The sequence below is a fragment of the Dankookia sp. GCM10030260 genome (genome assembly GCF_042666655.1).
Classification (GTDB): domain Bacteria; phylum Pseudomonadota; class Alphaproteobacteria; order Acetobacterales; family Acetobacteraceae; genus Paracraurococcus.
Map to the genome: position 1 here is coordinate 38,954 of NZ_JBHTDE010000012.1, position 15,259 is coordinate 54,212.

General features: G+C 72.5%; 16 protein-coding genes. 3 read left to right on the forward strand and 13 right to left on the reverse strand.

The window, feature by feature from the left end; translation table 11 throughout:
* The 12 genes from thiL to ACFQS7_RS25130 all read right to left on the reverse strand — a co-directional run bounded on the left by thiL (window position 1) and on the right by ACFQS7_RS25130 (window position 10,847).
* The gene (gene thiL / locus ACFQS7_RS25075) at window positions 1–984 is read right to left on the reverse strand and encodes a thiamine-phosphate kinase (RefSeq protein WP_380069886.1); all 984 of its coding nucleotides are present in this window, start codon (window positions 982–984) and stop codon (window positions 1–3) included.
* Window positions 977–1,627, reverse strand: coding sequence for a transcription antitermination factor NusB (gene nusB, locus ACFQS7_RS25080; protein ID WP_380069887.1), 651 nt, complete (start codon window positions 1,625–1,627; stop codon window positions 977–979). Before nusB ends, thiL begins: the two co-directional genes overlap by 8 nt.
* Window positions 1,627–2,109 carry a 6,7-dimethyl-8-ribityllumazine synthase gene (ribH, locus tag ACFQS7_RS25085; RefSeq protein ID WP_380069888.1) on the reverse strand — a complete coding sequence of 161 codons (483 nt, stop codon included), beginning with the start codon at window positions 2,107–2,109 and terminating at the stop codon, window positions 1,627–1,629. The genes nusB and ribH overlap by 1 nt, the downstream gene beginning before the upstream one ends.
* Entirely contained in the window at window positions 2,106–3,245 is a 1,140-nt protein-coding gene (gene ribB, locus ACFQS7_RS25090; RefSeq protein ID WP_380069889.1) for a 3,4-dihydroxy-2-butanone-4-phosphate synthase, read from the reverse strand. The genes ribH and ribB overlap by 4 nt, the downstream gene beginning before the upstream one ends.
* 12 nt (window positions 3,246–3,257) lie before the next feature.
* On the reverse strand, window positions 3,258–3,887 hold the full coding sequence (locus ACFQS7_RS25095) for a riboflavin synthase (protein WP_380069890.1): 630 nt from the start codon (window positions 3,885–3,887) through the stop codon (window positions 3,258–3,260).
* Between the two features lie 2 nt (window positions 3,888–3,889).
* Window positions 3,890–5,002: a bifunctional diaminohydroxyphosphoribosylaminopyrimidine deaminase/5-amino-6-(5-phosphoribosylamino)uracil reductase RibD gene (gene ribD, locus ACFQS7_RS25100; protein ID WP_380069891.1), complete on the reverse strand. Its 1,113-nt coding sequence runs from the start codon at window positions 5,000–5,002 to the stop codon at window positions 3,890–3,892.
* Window positions 5,003–5,082: 80 nt separating this feature from the next.
* On the reverse strand, window positions 5,083–6,072 hold the full coding sequence (locus ACFQS7_RS25105) for a Bug family tripartite tricarboxylate transporter substrate binding protein (protein WP_380069892.1): 990 nt from the start codon (window positions 6,070–6,072) through the stop codon (window positions 5,083–5,085).
* A 64-nt stretch (window positions 6,073–6,136) separates the two neighbouring features.
* Window positions 6,137–7,165 (reverse strand): alpha/beta fold hydrolase, encoded by a 1,029-nt coding sequence (locus ACFQS7_RS25110; RefSeq protein ID WP_380069893.1) that lies wholly within the window; start codon window positions 7,163–7,165, stop codon window positions 6,137–6,139.
* Between the two features lie 77 nt (window positions 7,166–7,242).
* Window positions 7,243–7,695 carry a transcriptional regulator NrdR gene (nrdR, locus tag ACFQS7_RS25115; protein WP_380069894.1) on the reverse strand — a complete coding sequence of 151 codons (453 nt, stop codon included), beginning with the start codon at window positions 7,693–7,695 and terminating at the stop codon, window positions 7,243–7,245.
* Window positions 7,696–7,722: 27 nt separating this feature from the next.
* Window positions 7,723–9,027: a serine hydroxymethyltransferase gene (glyA, locus tag ACFQS7_RS25120; RefSeq protein WP_380069895.1), complete on the reverse strand. Its 1,305-nt coding sequence runs from the start codon at window positions 9,025–9,027 to the stop codon at window positions 7,723–7,725.
* 124 nt (window positions 9,028–9,151) lie between these two features.
* Window positions 9,152–9,604: a ribose 5-phosphate isomerase B gene (gene rpiB, locus ACFQS7_RS25125; protein WP_380069896.1), complete on the reverse strand. Its 453-nt coding sequence runs from the start codon at window positions 9,602–9,604 to the stop codon at window positions 9,152–9,154.
* A gap of 154 nt (window positions 9,605–9,758) precedes the next feature.
* Window positions 9,759–10,847 carry an acyltransferase family protein gene (locus ACFQS7_RS25130; RefSeq protein WP_380069897.1) on the reverse strand — a complete coding sequence of 363 codons (1,089 nt, stop codon included), beginning with the start codon at window positions 10,845–10,847 and terminating at the stop codon, window positions 9,759–9,761.
* A 177-nt stretch (window positions 10,848–11,024) separates the two neighbouring features.
* Between ACFQS7_RS25130 and ACFQS7_RS25135 the strand changes: the two genes are divergently transcribed.
* The 3 genes from ACFQS7_RS25135 to ACFQS7_RS25145 all read left to right on the forward strand — a co-directional run bounded on the left by ACFQS7_RS25135 (window position 11,025) and on the right by ACFQS7_RS25145 (window position 14,212).
* Window positions 11,025–12,326: an O-acetylhomoserine aminocarboxypropyltransferase/cysteine synthase family protein gene (locus tag ACFQS7_RS25135; protein ID WP_380069898.1), complete on the forward strand. Its 1,302-nt coding sequence runs from the start codon at window positions 11,025–11,027 to the stop codon at window positions 12,324–12,326.
* Entirely contained in the window at window positions 12,323–13,342 is a 1,020-nt protein-coding gene (hemB, locus tag ACFQS7_RS25140) for a porphobilinogen synthase (protein WP_380069899.1), read from the forward strand. The genes ACFQS7_RS25135 and hemB overlap by 4 nt, the downstream gene beginning before the upstream one ends.
* 78 nt (window positions 13,343–13,420) lie before the next feature.
* A complete protein-coding gene (locus ACFQS7_RS25145) occupies window positions 13,421–14,212 on the forward strand; it encodes an SDR family NAD(P)-dependent oxidoreductase (protein ID WP_380069900.1) in 792 nt (263 codons plus the stop codon).
* A 163-nt stretch (window positions 14,213–14,375) separates the two neighbouring features.
* On the opposite strand, the gene ACFQS7_RS25150 is transcribed toward ACFQS7_RS25145, so the two are convergent.
* Window positions 14,376–15,221, reverse strand: coding sequence for an alpha/beta fold hydrolase (locus ACFQS7_RS25150; RefSeq protein ID WP_380069901.1), 846 nt, complete (start codon window positions 15,219–15,221; stop codon window positions 14,376–14,378).
* Window positions 15,222–15,259 lie beyond the last annotated feature (38 nt).

Here is a 15,259-nt window from a genome sequence, read left to right on the forward strand (position 1 = left end):
TCAGAAATGGCTCCAGCCGCCTTGCGGCAAGCGGAGCGGCATCCCGGTCGTATCCGGCACGTGAACTTCGGGAGGCCCAGCTTCGAAGCGCCCGATCCGCGTGACCGGCGCTCCCGCAATGGCGGCGCGCTGCAGCACCTGGGCATCGGCCTCCGGCGGCGCGGCGAACAGCAATTCGTAGTCGTCGCCCCCGGTCAGGCAGAGCGCTAGCAGCGCCGGGTCGGCCGCCACCAGCGCCGCGGCGGCCGGCGAGAGCGGCACCTCGGCGGACCGCAGCACCGCGCCGCAGCCGGCCGCCCGGCAGAGATGGCCGAGGTCCTGCACCAGCCCGTCCGAGACATCCATCGCCGCCCGTGCCAGACCCGCCAGCGCCTGGCCCAGCGCCAGCCGCGGCCGCGGCAGCCGGTAGCGCTCCGCCAGGTGCCCCGCCGCATCCGCCGGCAGCTTGCCCTGCAGCACGAGCAGCCCGAGCGCCCCGTCGCCGATGCTGCCCGAGACCCAGAGCGAATCGCCCGGCCTGGCCCCGCCCCGCCGCAGCGCCGCCCCGGGCGTCACGGTGCCGAGGATGGTCAGCGACAGCGCCACCGGCCCCGGGGTCGAGACCGTGTCGCCGCCCAGCACCGAGAGCCCGAATTCGGCCTGGTCGGCCGCCAGCCCGTCGACGAAGCGGCCCAGCCAGTCCGCCGGCAGGTCGCGCGGCAGCGCCGTGGTCATCAGGTAGCCGAGCGGCGCCGCCCCCATCGCCGCTAGGTCCGAGAGGTTCACCCGCAGCAGCTTGCGGCCGATCGTCTCCGGCGGGTCGTCGGGCAGGAAATGCACCCCGGCGACCATGGCATCGGCCGCCAGCACGAGCTGCCGGCCAGCGGGCGGGTCGAGCAGCGCGGCATCGTCCGAGAGATCGAGCGCGCCCGGCCCGGCGAGCCGGCGGAAATGCCGGGCGATGAGGGCGAATTCGCCGGGTAGCGAGACCGGATCCTCAGCCACCGCGGCGGCGCGGCGGGCCGGTGAATTCGGCCGCCCGCAGGCTGCGGGCCATGGCGTCCAGCACGCCGTTGGCGAAGCGCGGCTCGTCGCCGCCGAAGAAGCCATGCGCGATGTCGAGGTACTCGTTGATCAGCACCTTGGCCGGCGGCGCGGTGGCGACCGGCTCGCGCAGCTCGGCGCACGCGGCCCGCAACAGGGCGCGCAGCACCGGGTCGAGCTTGGCAAGCGGCCAGGCGGCATCCAGATGCGCGGCGACCAGCTTGTCCACCGCCTCGGAGTCCTTCGCCACCAGCATGACGATGGCGGCGAACAGCGGCGCGTCGGCCTCCGGCGCCCGGCCTTCCTCGTAGCCGCCGTCGCCCGGCTGGGTGCCCAGGCGATGCCGCTGGAACTGGCTGACGACGGCCTCGGCCGCCTCGTTGTTCTGCTCGCTCTGGAACAGCGCCTGCACCGCGGCGACGCGGGCGCCGGTGCGCGGCCGGCCGCGCAGCTTGGGCGGGCCTGGCTTCTTCCCCGGCTTCGGCGCGGCGGGGGCCGGGCGCGGCTGCGGCGCGGGCGCCGGCGATTGCTGCGCCCGCTGCTCCGCCTCGTGCTCCGCCCGCAACCGGTCGAGCTCGCTGAGTTCGGTCTTCTGCGCGGGCATCAGAGGCCCCAGCGCCGCCGCAGCGCCACCTGGCCGAGCAGTGCATGCGCCGCCTCGGCCCCCTTGTTGTGCTTGTCGTCCGCGGCGCGGGCGATCGCCTGCTGCAGCGTGTCCACGGTCAGCAGGCCGAAGCCGATGGCCGCCCCCGTTTCGGCGCTGATCCGCATCACGCCGTTGCAGATGGCGTCGCAGATGAAGGTGTAGTGGTCGGTCTCGCCCTTCACCACGGCGCCGAGCAGCAGGTAGCCGTCATAGCGTTCGGCGGTCTGCGCCAGCGCCATGCGCAGCGCCGCCGGCAGCTCGTAGCCGCCGGCCACGTCCACCGTCTGGTGCAGCGCGCCGGCCTCGGCGAAGACGCGTTCCGCGCCGCGCCGCATGCCGCCGACCACCTGGTCGTAATAGGGCGCCTGGATGGTCAGCAGCCGCGGCGCCGGGCCCGGGATCGGCTGGGCCGCGCGCTCCGGCGCGTCGATCGTGCTCATGCCTTGTCCTTGTTCGTCCTGGTCAGCGGCCGGGTCTCGACCACCCGCAGCCCGTAGCCCTCGAGGCCGACGATCGGCCGCGGGTTGTTGGACAGCCGCACCATGTCGCGGACGCCCAGATCCGCCAGGATCTGCGCGCCGATGCCGTAGTCGCGGATCTCGGGCGGCGAGACCCGGCGATCCTTGTTGCGCTTCACCTGCTCGCTCATGTTGGTGAGCCGCCAGTCGCGGATCACCACCACCACGCCGCGGCCGGCCGCGCCGATCATGCGCATGGCGTCGTGCAGGTCCTCGGTGCCGTCGCCGGCGACGATGTCGTGCAGCAGGTTGGCGGCATGCATCCGCACATGCACCGGGCCGGGAGCCGAGACGTCGCCCTTCACCAGCGCCAGGTGCTCCGCATACTCCAGCGTGTTGGCATAGACCACCAGCCGCCAGTCGCCGCCGATCGGATGGTCGATCTGGCCTTCCTGCACCCGCCGCACCAGGCGTTCGGTGCGCCGCCGATGCGCGATCAGGTCGGCGATGGTGCCGAGCTTGAGCCCGTGGTGCTGGGCGAAGGCGACCAGGTCCGGCATGCGGGCCATGGTGCCGTCGTCGTTCATGATCTCGCAGATCACCCCGGACGGGTTGAGGCCGGCCAGGCGGGCGATGTCGACCGAGGCTTCGGTGTGCCCGGCGCGGACCAGCGTGCCGCCGTCGCGCGCCAGCAGCGGGAAGACATGGCCCGGCGTGACGATATGCTCGCGGCCCAGCTCCTGGTTGATCGCGGTGGCGATGGTGTGGGCCCGGTCGGCCGCCGAGATGCCGGTGGTGACGCCCTCCTTCGCCTCGATCGAGACCGTGAAGGCGGTGCTGTGGCGGGTGCCGTTGGCGGCGGCCATCAGCGGCAGGCCGAGCTGGTCGACCCGGTGCCGCGTCATCGCCAGGCAGATCAGGCCGCGGGCGAAGCGGGCCATGAAGTTGATGGCGTCGGGCGTGGCGAATTGCCCGGGGATGACCAGGTCGCCCTCGTTCTCGCGGTCCTCGTCGTCGACCAGGATGAACATGCGGCCGCGGCGCGCTTCCTCGATCAGCTCCTCGGTCGGGCTGATGAAATCGGAGAAATTGACGCGTTGCGGCGCGGCGGCGGTCATGCTCGGATTCCTCTAGCGAACGCCGGTGGCGCCCTGGTCTGCCGACACCAGCCGGGCGACGTAGCGCGCCAGGGTGTCGATCTCGATGTTCACCCGGCCGCCCGGCTGCAGGGTGGCGAAGGTGGTGACGGCGGCGGTGTGCGGGATGATGTTGACCCCGAACACGTCCCCGTCAACCTCGTTCACCGTCAGCGATACACCATCGATCGCGACCGAGCCCTTCTCGGCGACGAAGCGCGACAGACCGGGCGGCAGCCGGAAGCGCCAGCGCACGGAGGCATTCTCCGGCACCGCCGAGAGCACCTCGGCGACGCCGTCGACATGGCCGGAGACCAGGTGCCCGCCCAGCTCGTCGCCCAGGCGCAGCGAGCGTTCGAGGTTGATCCGGCTGCCGGCGCGCAGCAGCCCGAGCGTGGTCTTCGACAGGCTCTCGGCCGAGGCATCGACCGCGAACCAGTCGCCGCCCAGTTGCACGGCGGTCAGGCAGCAGCCGGAGCAGGCGATCGAGGCGCCGATGACGGCCGCGGCCGGCTCCGCCAGGAAGGCCGGCGAGGTGCCGATCACCAGGCGCATGTCGTTGCCGTCGCCGAGCGGCTGGACCTCCCGCACCGTGCCGAGGTCCGTGACGATCCCGGTGAACATGGCTAACCGTCCTCCTCGCGGGTGAATTCGCTGAGCCAGTCGGCGCCGACGGGACGGCCTGCCACCCGGCGGAAGCGTGGCATGGCGGAAAGCGCGGCCAGCGGCAAGGCTTGGACCGCCGGCAGCCCGTCCCCGCCCATGATTCCCGGCGCATGGAACCAGGCGATCCGGTCGACCAGGCCGCCGCGCAGCAGGGCGGCGGCGAGCCCCGCCCCGCCCTCGGCCATCACCCGGGTCACCCCGCGCTGCGCCAGCGCGCCGAGCAGGGCGCCGAGGTCGAGCCCGGGCCGGGTGCGCGGCACCGGGAGGATCTGCACCCCTGCCTCGATATAGGGGGCGAGGACGCCGGGCCGCTGGTTGGTGCGGGTGGCGATCCAGGTCGGCACATCCCGCGCGGTGCGGACCAGCCGGCTGTCGAGCGGCGTGCGCAGCCGGGCATCGGCGACCACCCGCGCCAGCGGGACCCGGGCGGTCCCCGGCAGCCGCGCGGTGAGCTCTGGGTCGTCGGCGAGCACCGTGCCGCTGCCGACCAGGATGGCGTCGTGCCGGGCGCGGATGGCATGCGCCGCACGGCGCGCCTCGGGGCCGGTGATCCACTGGCTCTCGCCGCCGGCGGTGGCGATGCGGCCGTCCAGCGTCGTCGCCAGCTTCAGGGTGACGAGCGGCAGCCCCTTGGTGATGCGGCGGGCGAAGCCGGCATTGATGGCGCGGGCCTCGGCGCCGCCCAGGCCCAGCTCGACGATCACCCCGGCGTCCCGCAGCCGTTGCAGCCCGCGGCCATCGACCCGCGGGTCGGGGTCGCCGGTCGCCACCACCACCCGCTTCACGCCGGCCTGGATCAGCGCGTCGCAGCAGGGCGGGGTGCGGCCCCAATGGGAGCAGGGCTCGAGCGTGACATAGGCGGTGGCGCCGCGGGCGAGGTCGCCGGCCCGGGCCAGCGCCTCGGTCTCGGCATGCGGCCTGCCGCCGGGCTGGGTCCAGCCGCGGCCGACCACCCGGCCGGCCCGCACCAGCACGCAGCCGACCGCAGGGTTGGGCCAGGTATTGCCGAGGCCGCGCCGGGCGATGCTGAGGGCGGCGGCCATATGGGCCTGGTCCACGGCGGGATCGGGCATCGACTCAGCGCGCGATGGAGGCGGTCATCCCGGCAAATTGGCGCAGCGGCGGTTCCGGGGAAAGGGGGGGCATCGGCGGCCTATTGCACCTCGATCCCGGCCGCCTGGATGACCGCGGCGTTGCGGGCGATGTCGGCGGCGATGCGGGCGCGGAAGGCCTCCGGCCGCAGCACCATCACCTCCCCCTGGCTGAGCAGGAGCTGGCGGGTGGCGGGCGCCGCGGCGGCCGCTTCCAGCAGCCCGACAAGTCGGTCGAGGACCGCCGGCGGCAGCCCGGCCGGGGCGACCAGCCCGTTCCAGAAGGTGAAGACGAGGTCGGGGAAGCCGGATTCCGCCAGGGTCGGCACCTCGGGCAGGTCGCGCCAGGGGGTGGCGCCGGTGGCGGCGATCGGGGTCAGGGCGCCGGAGCGCATCAGCGGCACCGCGGAGGGCGTCTGCAGCACCAGGTCCACGTCGCCCGCGAGCAGCGCGTTCTCCGCCGGGGCGGCGCCGCGGAAGGGGACATGGAGCAGCCTGATCCCGGCCAGGCCGGCGAATTGCTCCATGTAGAGGTGCTGCAGGTTGCCGTTGCCGCCGGAGCCGTAGCTGAGCCCGCCCGGGGTGGCGCGGGCCAGGGCCAGCAGCTCGGCCACCGTGCGGATGGATCTCGTGCGCGGGCTCTTCGGTGACGTAGTCAGGATGAAGGGGCTGAGGGTGATGGAGGCGACCGGCAGCAGGTCCTTCAGCGGGTGGTAGCGGATGTCGCGGTAGAGCAGGTGGTTGACCGTCATGGTGCTGGTGTTGCTGAGCAGCAGGGTATGGCCGTCCGGCTCGGCCGCGGCGACCGCGGCGGCGCCGAGGCTGCCATTGGCGCCGGGTCGGTTCTCCACCAGCACGGGCTGGCCGAGCCGGGCGCGCATGTCCTCGGCCAGGATCCGGGCGCAGAGGTCGGTGGAGGCGCCGGCGGGGTAGCCGACGATCAGCCGGATGGGGCGGGAGGGCCAGGGGGCGGGCGCCGGCTCGGCGGCGCGGGCGATGGCGGGCGCGGCGGCAAGGGCGCCCAGCAGGGCGCGCCGGCGGAGCGGCAGCATGGCCTCGGTTCCTCCCGTTTCGCGGGAGCAGACCAGAGCCGCGGGGCGGCGTCCAGCGCCGCGCTCAGCCCGGCCAGGCGGCCGGCACGCGCTGCGCCAGCCAGCGGGCGAGCGCGGCATTCACCGCCGCGGGCCGCTCCTGCGCCATCCAGTGGCCCGACGGCACCACCACCTCGGTCAGGTCGGCGCAGGCCTGCCGCATCGGCTGCGCGAGGTCGCTGTCCATGGTCTCGCAGGTGGTGTCGTAGGCACCGTGCAGGAACAGCACCGGCATGGCCAGCAGGCCGCCCGCCGGGGCGCGGGCGGCATAGGCGGCATTGGCGGCGTGGTTGAGGTACCAGGAATCCGGCCCGGCGAAGCCGCTGCGGGTGAGCGCGGCGACGTAGCGGGCGTGGTCGGCCGGGGTCAGCACCGCCTCGTCCAGCGGCACGTCGGGGGCACGGTCGGCGCCGCCGAACCAGCCGCCGTCGCGGCGGATGGTGGCGGTCCGGCCGGGCTTGCCGCGCGCCGCCGGGTTGCCGCGGCGGAACAGCGCGCGCACCGTCGCATCCACGTCGGCCTCGAACACCGCCCGCGCCCGGGCCGGGTTCTCCTCATAGAAGTACTGGTAGTCCCATTGCCCGGCGGGATATTCGGCCGCCGGGTAGGTGCGGCGGTCGACCAGCGCGACCAGGTTGGGCAGGGTGAAGCCCGCGGGGATGTAGGGCACGCAGAGATTGGCCACGCCGAGGCACCGCCCCGGGTGGTGCGCCGCCAGGCTCCAGACCACCGGGCTGCCCCAGTCATGGCCGATCCAGACCGCCCGCTCCCGCCCCAGCCCCGCCAGCAGCTCCAGCATGTCGGTCGTGATCGGCTCCAGCGCGTAGTCGGAGGGCGCGGGGTGGCTGGAGGAGCGGCCATAGCCGCGCATGTCGGGCGCGACGCAGCGAAAGCCCATGGCGGCGAAGCAGGGCAGCTGGTGGCGCCAGCTGAACGACAGCTCCGGCCAGCCATGCAGGAAGATCAGCAGCGGGCCGTCGGCCGGGCCGCATTCCAGGGTGAAGCTGGTATGGCGCGCCGTCCGCACCGCGCCCTCGCGCCACGCCTGGTCCATCGATGGCCCTCCCGGGAAATCTGCGATCCCGGCGGCAGAGTGCGGCGGCGAGGCCGGCGGCGTCCAGCCGGCAGCAGCTACCCGCCGTCCATCTTCCCGAGGAATTCCCGGAAATCCCGGGCTTCCCCGAAATTCTGGTAGACGCTGGCGAAGCGGACATAGGCCACCTGGTCCACCTCCTTCAGCGTCTGCAGCACGATCTCGCCGATCTGGCGGGAGGTGACCTCGGTCTCCGCCTCGGTCTCCAGCTTGCGCTGGATGCCGTTGACGATGCGCTCGATGCGGTCCTCGTCGATCGGCCGCTTGCGCAGCGCGACGCGGATGGAGCGCGCCAGCTTCTCCCGGTCGAAGGGCACCCGGCGGCCATCGGTCTTCAGCACCGTGATCTCGCGCAGCTGGACGCGCTCGAAGGTGGTGAAGCGGCTGCCGCAGGCGGGGCAGGACCGGCGCCGGCGGATGGCGGCATTGTCCTCCGCCGGGCGGCTGTCCTTCACCTGGGTGTCGTCGCTCCCGCAGAAGGGGCAGCGCATGTCCTTGCCCTCCCCCTTCCCGCCCGGTCAGGCCGGGTAGATCGGGAAGCGCTGGCAGAGCCCGAGGACGCGGGCCTTCACGCTCTCCTCCACGGCCGAATTCGCCGCCGGGTCGTTGGCCCGGGCCAGCCCGTCCAGCACCTCGCCGATCAGCTTGCCGACCTCACGGAACTCGGCCTCGCCGAAGCCGCGCGTGGTGCCGGCAGGCGTCCCGAGCCGGACGCCGGAGGTCACCATCGGCTTCTCCGGGTCGAAGGGGATGGCGTTCTTGTTGCAGGTCAGGTGGGCGCGGTTCAGCGCCGCTTCGGACGCCTTGCCGGTCAGCTTCTTGGGGCGGAGATCGACCAGCAGCAGGTGGTTGTCGGTGCCGCCGGTCACCAGGTCGAGGCCCTGCGCCTTCAGCTCCTCCGCCAGGGCCGCGGCATTGCCGACCACGGCGCGGGCATAGCTGCGGAATTCCGGCTTCAGCGCCTCCCCGAAGGCCACGGCCTTGGCGGCGATGACATGCATCAGGGGGCCGCCCTGCAGGCCGGGGAAGACCGCCGAGTTGAACTTCTTGGCCAGGGCCTCGTCGTTGGTGAGGATCATGCCGCCGCGGGGCCCACGCAGGGTCTTGTGGGTCGTGGTGGTCGCGACATGTGCATGCGGGAAGGGCGACGGATGCGCCCCGCCGGCGACCAGCCCGGCGAAATGCGCCATGTCCACCATGAACCAGGCGCCGACCTCGTCGGCGATCGCCCGGAACGCCGCGAAGTCCCAGACCCGGGCATAGGCCGAGCCGCCGGCGATGATCAGCTTGGGCCTGGCCTCCAGCGCGATGCGGCGGACCTCCGCCATGTCGATCCGCTGATCCTCGCGCCGCACCGTATAGGGCACCGGCTTGAACCACTTGCCCGAGAGGTTGGCGGGCGACCCATGCGTGAGGTGCCCGCCGGCGGCCAGGTCGAGGCCCATGAAGGCATCGCCCGGGGCAAGCAGCGCCAGGAAGACCGCCTGGTTGGCCTGCGCCCCGCTATGCGGCTGGACATTGGCGAAGCCGCAGCCGAACAGCCTGGTCGCCCGCTCGATCGCGAGGGTCTCGGCCACGTCGACGAACTCGCACCCGCCGTAGTAGCGGCGGCCGGGATAGCCCTCGGCGTACTTGTTGGTCATGACCGAGCCCTGGGCCTCCAGCACCGCCCGGGAGACGATGTTCTCCGAGGCGATCAGCTCGATCCCGTCCTGCTGCCGGCCGAGCTCATGGGCGACCGAGGCGGCCAGCTCGGGGTCGGCTTCGGCAAGCGAGGCGGCGAAGAAACGCTCGGGGATGCGGTAGGCGGTGGTCTCGTTCATCGGATCGGCCCTGGGAAGAAGCGGTCAGAAGCTCAGGAGGCAGCGGCGCTGCGGAAGGATGCCCGGTGGCACCGGTGCCGGCGCCCGGCGACCTCGCCACGGTAGGGCGTGCGTCCACGCATCCTCACGTGGCGGCCTGGTTGATCTTGTCGAGCCGGCGCTGGTGGCGGCCGCCCTCGAATGCGGTCGCCAGGAAGGCGGCCAGCGCGTCCAGCGCCACTTCCGGCCCGGTGGTGCGGGCGCCGAAGCAGGCGACGTTCGCGTCGTTATGTGCCCGGGTGAGCCGCGCCTCGGTGGTGCCGTGCAGCACCGTGGCGCGGATGCCGGCATGCCGGTTGGCGGCGATCTGCATGCCGATCCCGGTGCCGCAGACCAGCACGCCGAAGCCGGCCCTGCCGCCTTCCACCGCGGCGCAGACTTGGTGGGCGAAATCCGGGTAATCGACGCTGACGGTGGCATTGGTGCCGAAATCGACCACGGCGTGGCCGGCGGCGGCCAGGGCCTCCTGCAGGATGGTCTTCAGCGGCAGACCGGCATGGTCGCCACCGATGGCGATGGTGAGGGGCGCGGGGCTCATGATGCAAACCTACCATGCGCAGGGGGTTGGGGCGATGGCAAACCCCAGGGATTGTGCCCCGGACCCTTGCCTTGCCGCGGAGATGGCAGCGGCGGCGGCGGCCCGCCAGCCCAGGGATGCGCAGACCCGCCATGCAGCGCGGGACAGGCGCCGTTCAGGCGGACTCCCGCTGCGGGTCGCCGGCACGGCGTGGCGACAGCAGGGCCACCGGCAGCGGCGGCAGGCCGAACAGGCCGGGGATGCGCCCCAGCACGCGGCCCAGCAGGAAGGAGCCGGCCACCGCCATCCCCGTCGCCAGCAGCACCCAGCCGGCCCTCGGCAGCGCCTCCGGCCGCGGGACGACCAGGAAGAAGACCCGCATGACCAGCGGGTGCAGCACGTAGATCGGCAGGGTGTTGCGCCCGACCAGGATCAGCCCGCGCGCCAGCGGCCCGCCCCAGGCGGCCAGCCGCACCGCCATGCCCAGCCCCGCCGGCATCGCCAGCAGCGCCAGGGCCGCGGTCGCCGGCGTGCCGAGCAGCGGGTCGTAGTGCACCGCGACCCGCGTCCCCGCGGCCCAGAGCAGCCCGACGCCGAGCAGCGCCGGCCAGCCCCCCAGCCGCGGCGCCAACGTCCAGAGCCAGGCCGAGCGCCGCGCCCCGAACGCGAAGAAGGGGTAGTACCAGAGCTGGTCGATCGCGCTGATGCCGCTGGCCCGGCCCCAGTCCAGCAGGCCCGGCACCGCCAGCAGCAGCGCGATGGCGGCATGCAGCCAGCCGGGCAGCCGGGACAGCACCAGGGCCAGGCCGAAGAAGGCCGCCAGCGCATAGAAGAACCAGTGGTCGTCCTGCCCGGTGGCGAACAACCGGGCCAGGTCGGGCGGGCTGGTGAAGATCGGCTCCATCCCGAAGGGCCCGTAGGGATCGAGCCTGAGCTGGAGGAACCGCCCCAGCACCCACCACAGCAGGAACAGCCAGAGATAGCGGCCGACCCGGTGGACCAGCACCCCCTGCGCCCCACGCCCCAGCACCCCGGCGCCAAGCATGCCCGAGATGAGGAAGAACAGCGGCTGGCGCAGCGGCACCAGCAGCTCGTTCAGCAGGTGCAGGTGTTCGTCGTTCTGGCCGACATGACGCAGCGCATGGTCGCTGTGCAGCAGCACCACCAGCACCATGCAGGCGCCGCGCGCCAGGTCCGGCCAGGCCAGCCTTTCCTTGGCGCGCCGGGGTGCGCCGCCCTGGCCCACCGGATCCCCCTCGCCCATGCCCTGGTCCCGCCGGCTCGCCCGGTGTGTCCATCTAGGCCCGGGGCGCTGCTCATTGCCTTCACAAATCCATTCGTGCGCCACACCGCAGGGCGAGCGGCGCTCCCCCTTCCGCGATGGCGCCGGAAATGCGACGAGTAACCGGGAAACGCCGATCGAAGTGCACGGAGAAGAACCATGTCGAAGCCCGTCTGGACCAGCCCGGAGACCCTGGCCCTGCATGGTGGCAGCCACCGGGCGGACCCCACCACCGGCTCGGTCGCCGTGCCGATCCATCAGACCACCAGCTTCCAGTTCCAGGACACCGGCCATGCCGCCCGGCTGTTCGGGCTGCAGGAGCTGGGCAACATCTACACCCGCATCATGAACCCGACCCAGGATGCGCTGGAGACGCGGATCGCGGCGCTCGAGGGCGGGGTCGCGGCGCTGGCCGTCGCCTCCGGCCAGTCGGCCACCGCCTTCTGCGTGCTGAACCTGGCCGGGGCGGGCGACAACATCGTCTCCTCCACCGACCTCTACGGCGGGTCCTGGAACCTCTTCGCCAATACGCTGAAGCAGATGGGCATCGAGGTCCGCTTCGTGGACCCCACGGACCCCGAGGCCTTCGCCCGCGCCACCGACAGCCGGACCCGCGCCTATTACGCCGAGGTCCTGCCGAACCCGAAGCTGCAGGTCTTCCCGATCGCGGAAGTCGCCGCCATCGGCCGCAAGCTCGGCGTGCCGCTGATCATGGACAACACCGCGGCGCCGATCCTCTGCCGGCCGTTGGACCATGGCGCGGCTGTGGTGATGCACTCGACCACCAAGTTCATCGGCGGGCACGGCACCAGCATCGGCGGCATCGTCGTCGATGGCGGCAATTTCGACTGGGAGGCCGGTGGTGACCGTTTCCCCACGCTGAACACCCCCGACCCCAGCTACCACGGCGCGGTGTGGACCCAGGCGGTGAAGCCGCTCGGCCCCATCGCCTATATCCTGCGCATGCGCACCTGCCTGCTGCGCGACTTGGGCGCGGCGACCACGCCGATGAACGCCTTCTTCCACATCCAGGGGCTGGAGACGCTGCCGCTGCGGATGGAGCGCCACTGCGCCAATGCCATCCGCGTCGCCGGCTGGCTGGCGGAGCAGAAGGGCGTCACCCGGGTGATCCACCCCAGCCTGCAGACCGGCGAGGCGAAGCGCCGTGCGGACGCCCACCTGCGCGGCGGCTACGGCAGCCTGATGGGCTTCGAGCTCGCCGGCGGGATGGAGGCCGGCAAGCGCTTCATCGACGCGCTGCAGATGTTCTACCACGTCGCCAATATCGGCGATGCGCGGTCGCTGGCGATCCACCCCGCCAGCACCACCCACAGCCAGCTCTCGGCCGAGGAACAGGCGCAGACCGGCGTGACGCCGGGCTATGTCCGGCTGTCGATCGGCATCGAGCATATCGACGACATCATCGCCGACCTGGACCAGGCCCTGAAGGCAGCAGCATGAGCATCGCCACGCCCACGGGGAGCTTCCCCAACACCCGCATGCGGCGCAACCGCCGCGATGCCTGGACCCGCCGCCTGGTCGCCGAGAATGCGCTGAGCGTGGACGACCTGATCTGGCCGATCTTCATCCGCGAGGGCAGCGGCCAGACCACCGATGTCGGCTCGATGCCCGGCGTGGTGCGCGTCACGCTCGACCGGCTGGCGGGGCACGTGGAGAAGGCCGCGGCGCTCGGCATCCCGGCGATCGCGCTGTTCCCGATGACGCCGCCCGAGATCAAGAATGCCGAGGGCACCGAGGCGCTCAACCCCGAGAACCTGATGTGCCGCGCGGCGCGCCTGCTGAAGCGGGAATTCCCCGAGCTCGGCCTGGTCGGCGACGTGGCGCTCGACCCCTACACCGACCACGGCCATGATGGCGTGATCCGCGACACGCGGGCCGGCGAGTATGTCCACAACGACGACAGCGTCGGCATCCTGGTGACCCAGGCGGTGAACCAGGCGGAAGCCGGCATCGACGTCATCGCGCCCTCCGACATGATGGATGGCCGGATCGGCGCGATCCGCGCGGCACTCGACGCGAAGGGGCTGATCGACACGCGGATCATGTCCTACGCGGCGAAGTATGCCAGTGCCTTCTACGGCCCCTTCCGCGACGCGGTGGGCTCGGGCCGCGCGCTGCGCGGCGACAAGAAGACCTACCAGATGGACCCGGCCAATACCGACGAGGCGCTGCGCGAGGTGGCGCTCGACCTCGCCGAGGGCGCCGACATGGTGATGGTCAAGCCGGGCATGCCCTACCTGGATATCGTCCGCCGGGTGAAGGACCGCTTCGGCGTGCCGACCTTCGCCTACCAGGTCAGCGGCGAATACGCGATGATCATGGCCGCGGTGAACAACGGATGGCTGGAGCACGACCGGGCGATGCTGGAGAGCCTTCTCGGCTTCAAGCGCGCCGGCGCCAATGGCGTGCTGACGTATTTTGCCGTCGAGGCCGCGCAACTGCTGCGCGCGGGCTGACCGGGCGCAGCACCCCCGCCCCTTGACCTCCCCCCGCCCGGTGCCTCTCATGCGCCGGGATTGGGGGAGGATAAGCGCATGAACACCGACTGGCTTGGGCTGGGCGGCAAGATCGCCGTCGTCACCGGCGCGGCGGGCGGCATGGGCCGCGCCATCGCCGCCTCCTTCGTCGAGGCCGGCTGCGCCGTCGCCCTGCTCGACCGCGAGCTCGACTCGCTGAAGTCGCTGGAACGCCAGCTGCTCGACGCCGGCGGCCGGGTCACCGCCATCCTCTGCGACACCGGCTCGGAGGGCAGCATCGCCGATGCGGCGCTGACCAGCTCGGACCGGCTCGGCGCCGCCGATATCCTGGTGAACAATGCCGGCATCCTGCGGCCGGGCGCGCTCGCCAACCTGCAGTTGGAGGAATGGAACACGCTGCTCAACGTGAACCTGACCGGCTACCTGCTCTGCGCCCAGGCCTTCCGCCACCAGATGATCGGCCGCGGCGGCGCCATGGTGCATATCGCCTCCATCGCCGCGACCAACCCGCAGCCGCGCAGCGGGGCCTACAGCGCGTCCAAGGCCGCCGCCGCGATGCTGTCGCGCCAGCTGGCGCTGGAATGGGGCCCGGACGGCATCCGCAGCAACGTGGTCAGCCCGGGCTTCATCCGCACCCCGATGTCGGAAGCCTTCTACCAGCAGCCCGACGTGAAGGAGCGGCGGGAGAAGATGCTGCCGAGCCGGCGCATCGGCACGCCGCAGGACATCGCCGACGCGGTGATCTTCCTCGCCAGCCCGCGCAGCGCCTATGTCAACGGCGGCGAGATCCTGGTGGATGGCGGGCTCGACCAGGTGATGATGGAACTGACGCCGCGGCCGGGGTTCTGACGCAGTCAGCAAGGTTGGGGAGGGAAAAGTGTTCCCTCCCCAAACCCCACCCTTCCTTTTTCTGGGCGTGGCACCTACCGCGCGGCAGGTGCCGACTCAGAGAAATAGAGGAGGATCCAGGGAGGATACTTCCTCCCCGGCCTTGCCTCGAAGACACGCCGGTTCAGGCGCCCGCCAGGAATTCCGTGACCAGCCCGATCTGGTCTGCATGCATCAGCGCCGGCGCATGGCCGCAACCGGCGATCTCCGCCAGCCGCACCCCCGGACGCTGCGCCATGGCGCGCGCCGTCTCGGCCGAGAGCAGGTCGCTCTCCGCCCCGCGCAGCAGCAGCACCGGCGCCGTCACCCGCGTCCAGATCGGCGAGAGGTCCATGTCCGCCGGCTGGATCCCGCGCAGGGGCACGGCGATCGCCGGGTCGTAGTGCAGCGCGACGCGCCCCTCCGGCGCCGCCCGGGCGGAGGTCTCCGCCATGTGCTGCCACTCGGCGTCGCTCAGCGCGCCGAAGGGCGCATGCACCCGGCGCAGGTATTGCTCCAGCGCCGGGACATCGGCGAAGTCGCCGACATGCTCCAGGTAGTCGCCGATCCGCGCCAGCGACTCCTTCGCCACGAAGGCGCCGATGTCGTTCAGCACAAGGCGGCGGATCGGATGGCCCGGCGTCGCCGCCACCACCATGCCGCAGATGCCGCCCAGCGAGGTGCCGACCCAGTCGACCGGGCCCTCCAGCCGCGCCAGCAGATGCGACAGCGCCGCGATGTAGGTCGGCGGGACATAGAGCGACGGGTCGGGCAGCCGGTCGGAGGCGCCGCGCCCAGGCAGGTCGGGGCAGAGCACCCGCCTGCCCTCGGCGGCCAGTGCCGCGGCGAGCGCGTCGAAGTCGCGGCCGTTGCGGGTCAGGCCATGCACGCAAAGGACCGGCGAGCCGTCCTCCGGCCCCCATTCGGTCCAGGCCAGGGCGAAGAAGCCCATCGGCAGCAGGTAGCGAAGCTGGTGGCGGCGCATGGTCATCCCCGTCTCATCCCGGCGGCACAGCCGGACGTGCCGGC

What these genes read in the sequence shown, in the direction of transcription:
- ribB (WP_380069889.1), bottom strand. Translation starts at nt 3,245, where the DNA reads ATGACCGCCGCCGCGCCGCAACGCGTCAATTTCTCCGATTTCATCAGC.
- rpiB (WP_380069896.1), bottom strand. Translation starts at nt 9,604, where the DNA reads ATGAGCCCCGCGCCCCTCACCATCGCCATCGGTGGCGACCATGCCGGT.
- ACFQS7_RS25130 (WP_380069897.1), bottom strand. Translation starts at nt 10,847, where the DNA reads ATGGGCGAGGGGGATCCGGTGGGCCAGGGCGGCGCACCCCGGCGCGCC.
- nrdR (WP_380069894.1), bottom strand. Translation starts at nt 7,695, where the DNA reads ATGCGCTGCCCCTTCTGCGGGAGCGACGACACCCAGGTGAAGGACAGC.
- ACFQS7_RS25150 (WP_380069901.1), bottom strand. Translation starts at nt 15,221, where the DNA reads ATGACCATGCGCCGCCACCAGCTTCGCTACCTGCTGCCGATGGGCTTC.
- hemB (WP_380069899.1), top strand. Translation starts at nt 12,323, where the DNA reads ATGAGCATCGCCACGCCCACGGGGAGCTTCCCCAACACCCGCATGCGG.
- ACFQS7_RS25135 (WP_380069898.1), top strand. Translation starts at nt 11,025, where the DNA reads ATGTCGAAGCCCGTCTGGACCAGCCCGGAGACCCTGGCCCTGCATGGT.
- ACFQS7_RS25145 (WP_380069900.1), top strand. Translation starts at nt 13,421, where the DNA reads ATGAACACCGACTGGCTTGGGCTGGGCGGCAAGATCGCCGTCGTCACC.
- ACFQS7_RS25105 (WP_380069892.1), bottom strand. Translation starts at nt 6,072, where the DNA reads ATGCTGCCGCTCCGCCGGCGCGCCCTGCTGGGCGCCCTTGCCGCCGCG.
- ACFQS7_RS25095 (WP_380069890.1), bottom strand. Translation starts at nt 3,887, where the DNA reads ATGTTCACCGGGATCGTCACGGACCTCGGCACGGTGCGGGAGGTCCAG.
- glyA (WP_380069895.1), bottom strand. Translation starts at nt 9,027, where the DNA reads ATGAACGAGACCACCGCCTACCGCATCCCCGAGCGTTTCTTCGCCGCC.
- ribH (WP_380069888.1), bottom strand. Translation starts at nt 2,109, where the DNA reads ATGAGCACGATCGACGCGCCGGAGCGCGCGGCCCAGCCGATCCCGGGC.
- nusB (WP_380069887.1), bottom strand. Translation starts at nt 1,627, where the DNA reads ATGCCCGCGCAGAAGACCGAACTCAGCGAGCTCGACCGGTTGCGGGCG.
- ribD (WP_380069891.1), bottom strand. Translation starts at nt 5,002, where the DNA reads ATGCCCGATCCCGCCGTGGACCAGGCCCATATGGCCGCCGCCCTCAGC.
- ACFQS7_RS25110 (WP_380069893.1), bottom strand. Translation starts at nt 7,165, where the DNA reads ATGGACCAGGCGTGGCGCGAGGGCGCGGTGCGGACGGCGCGCCATACC.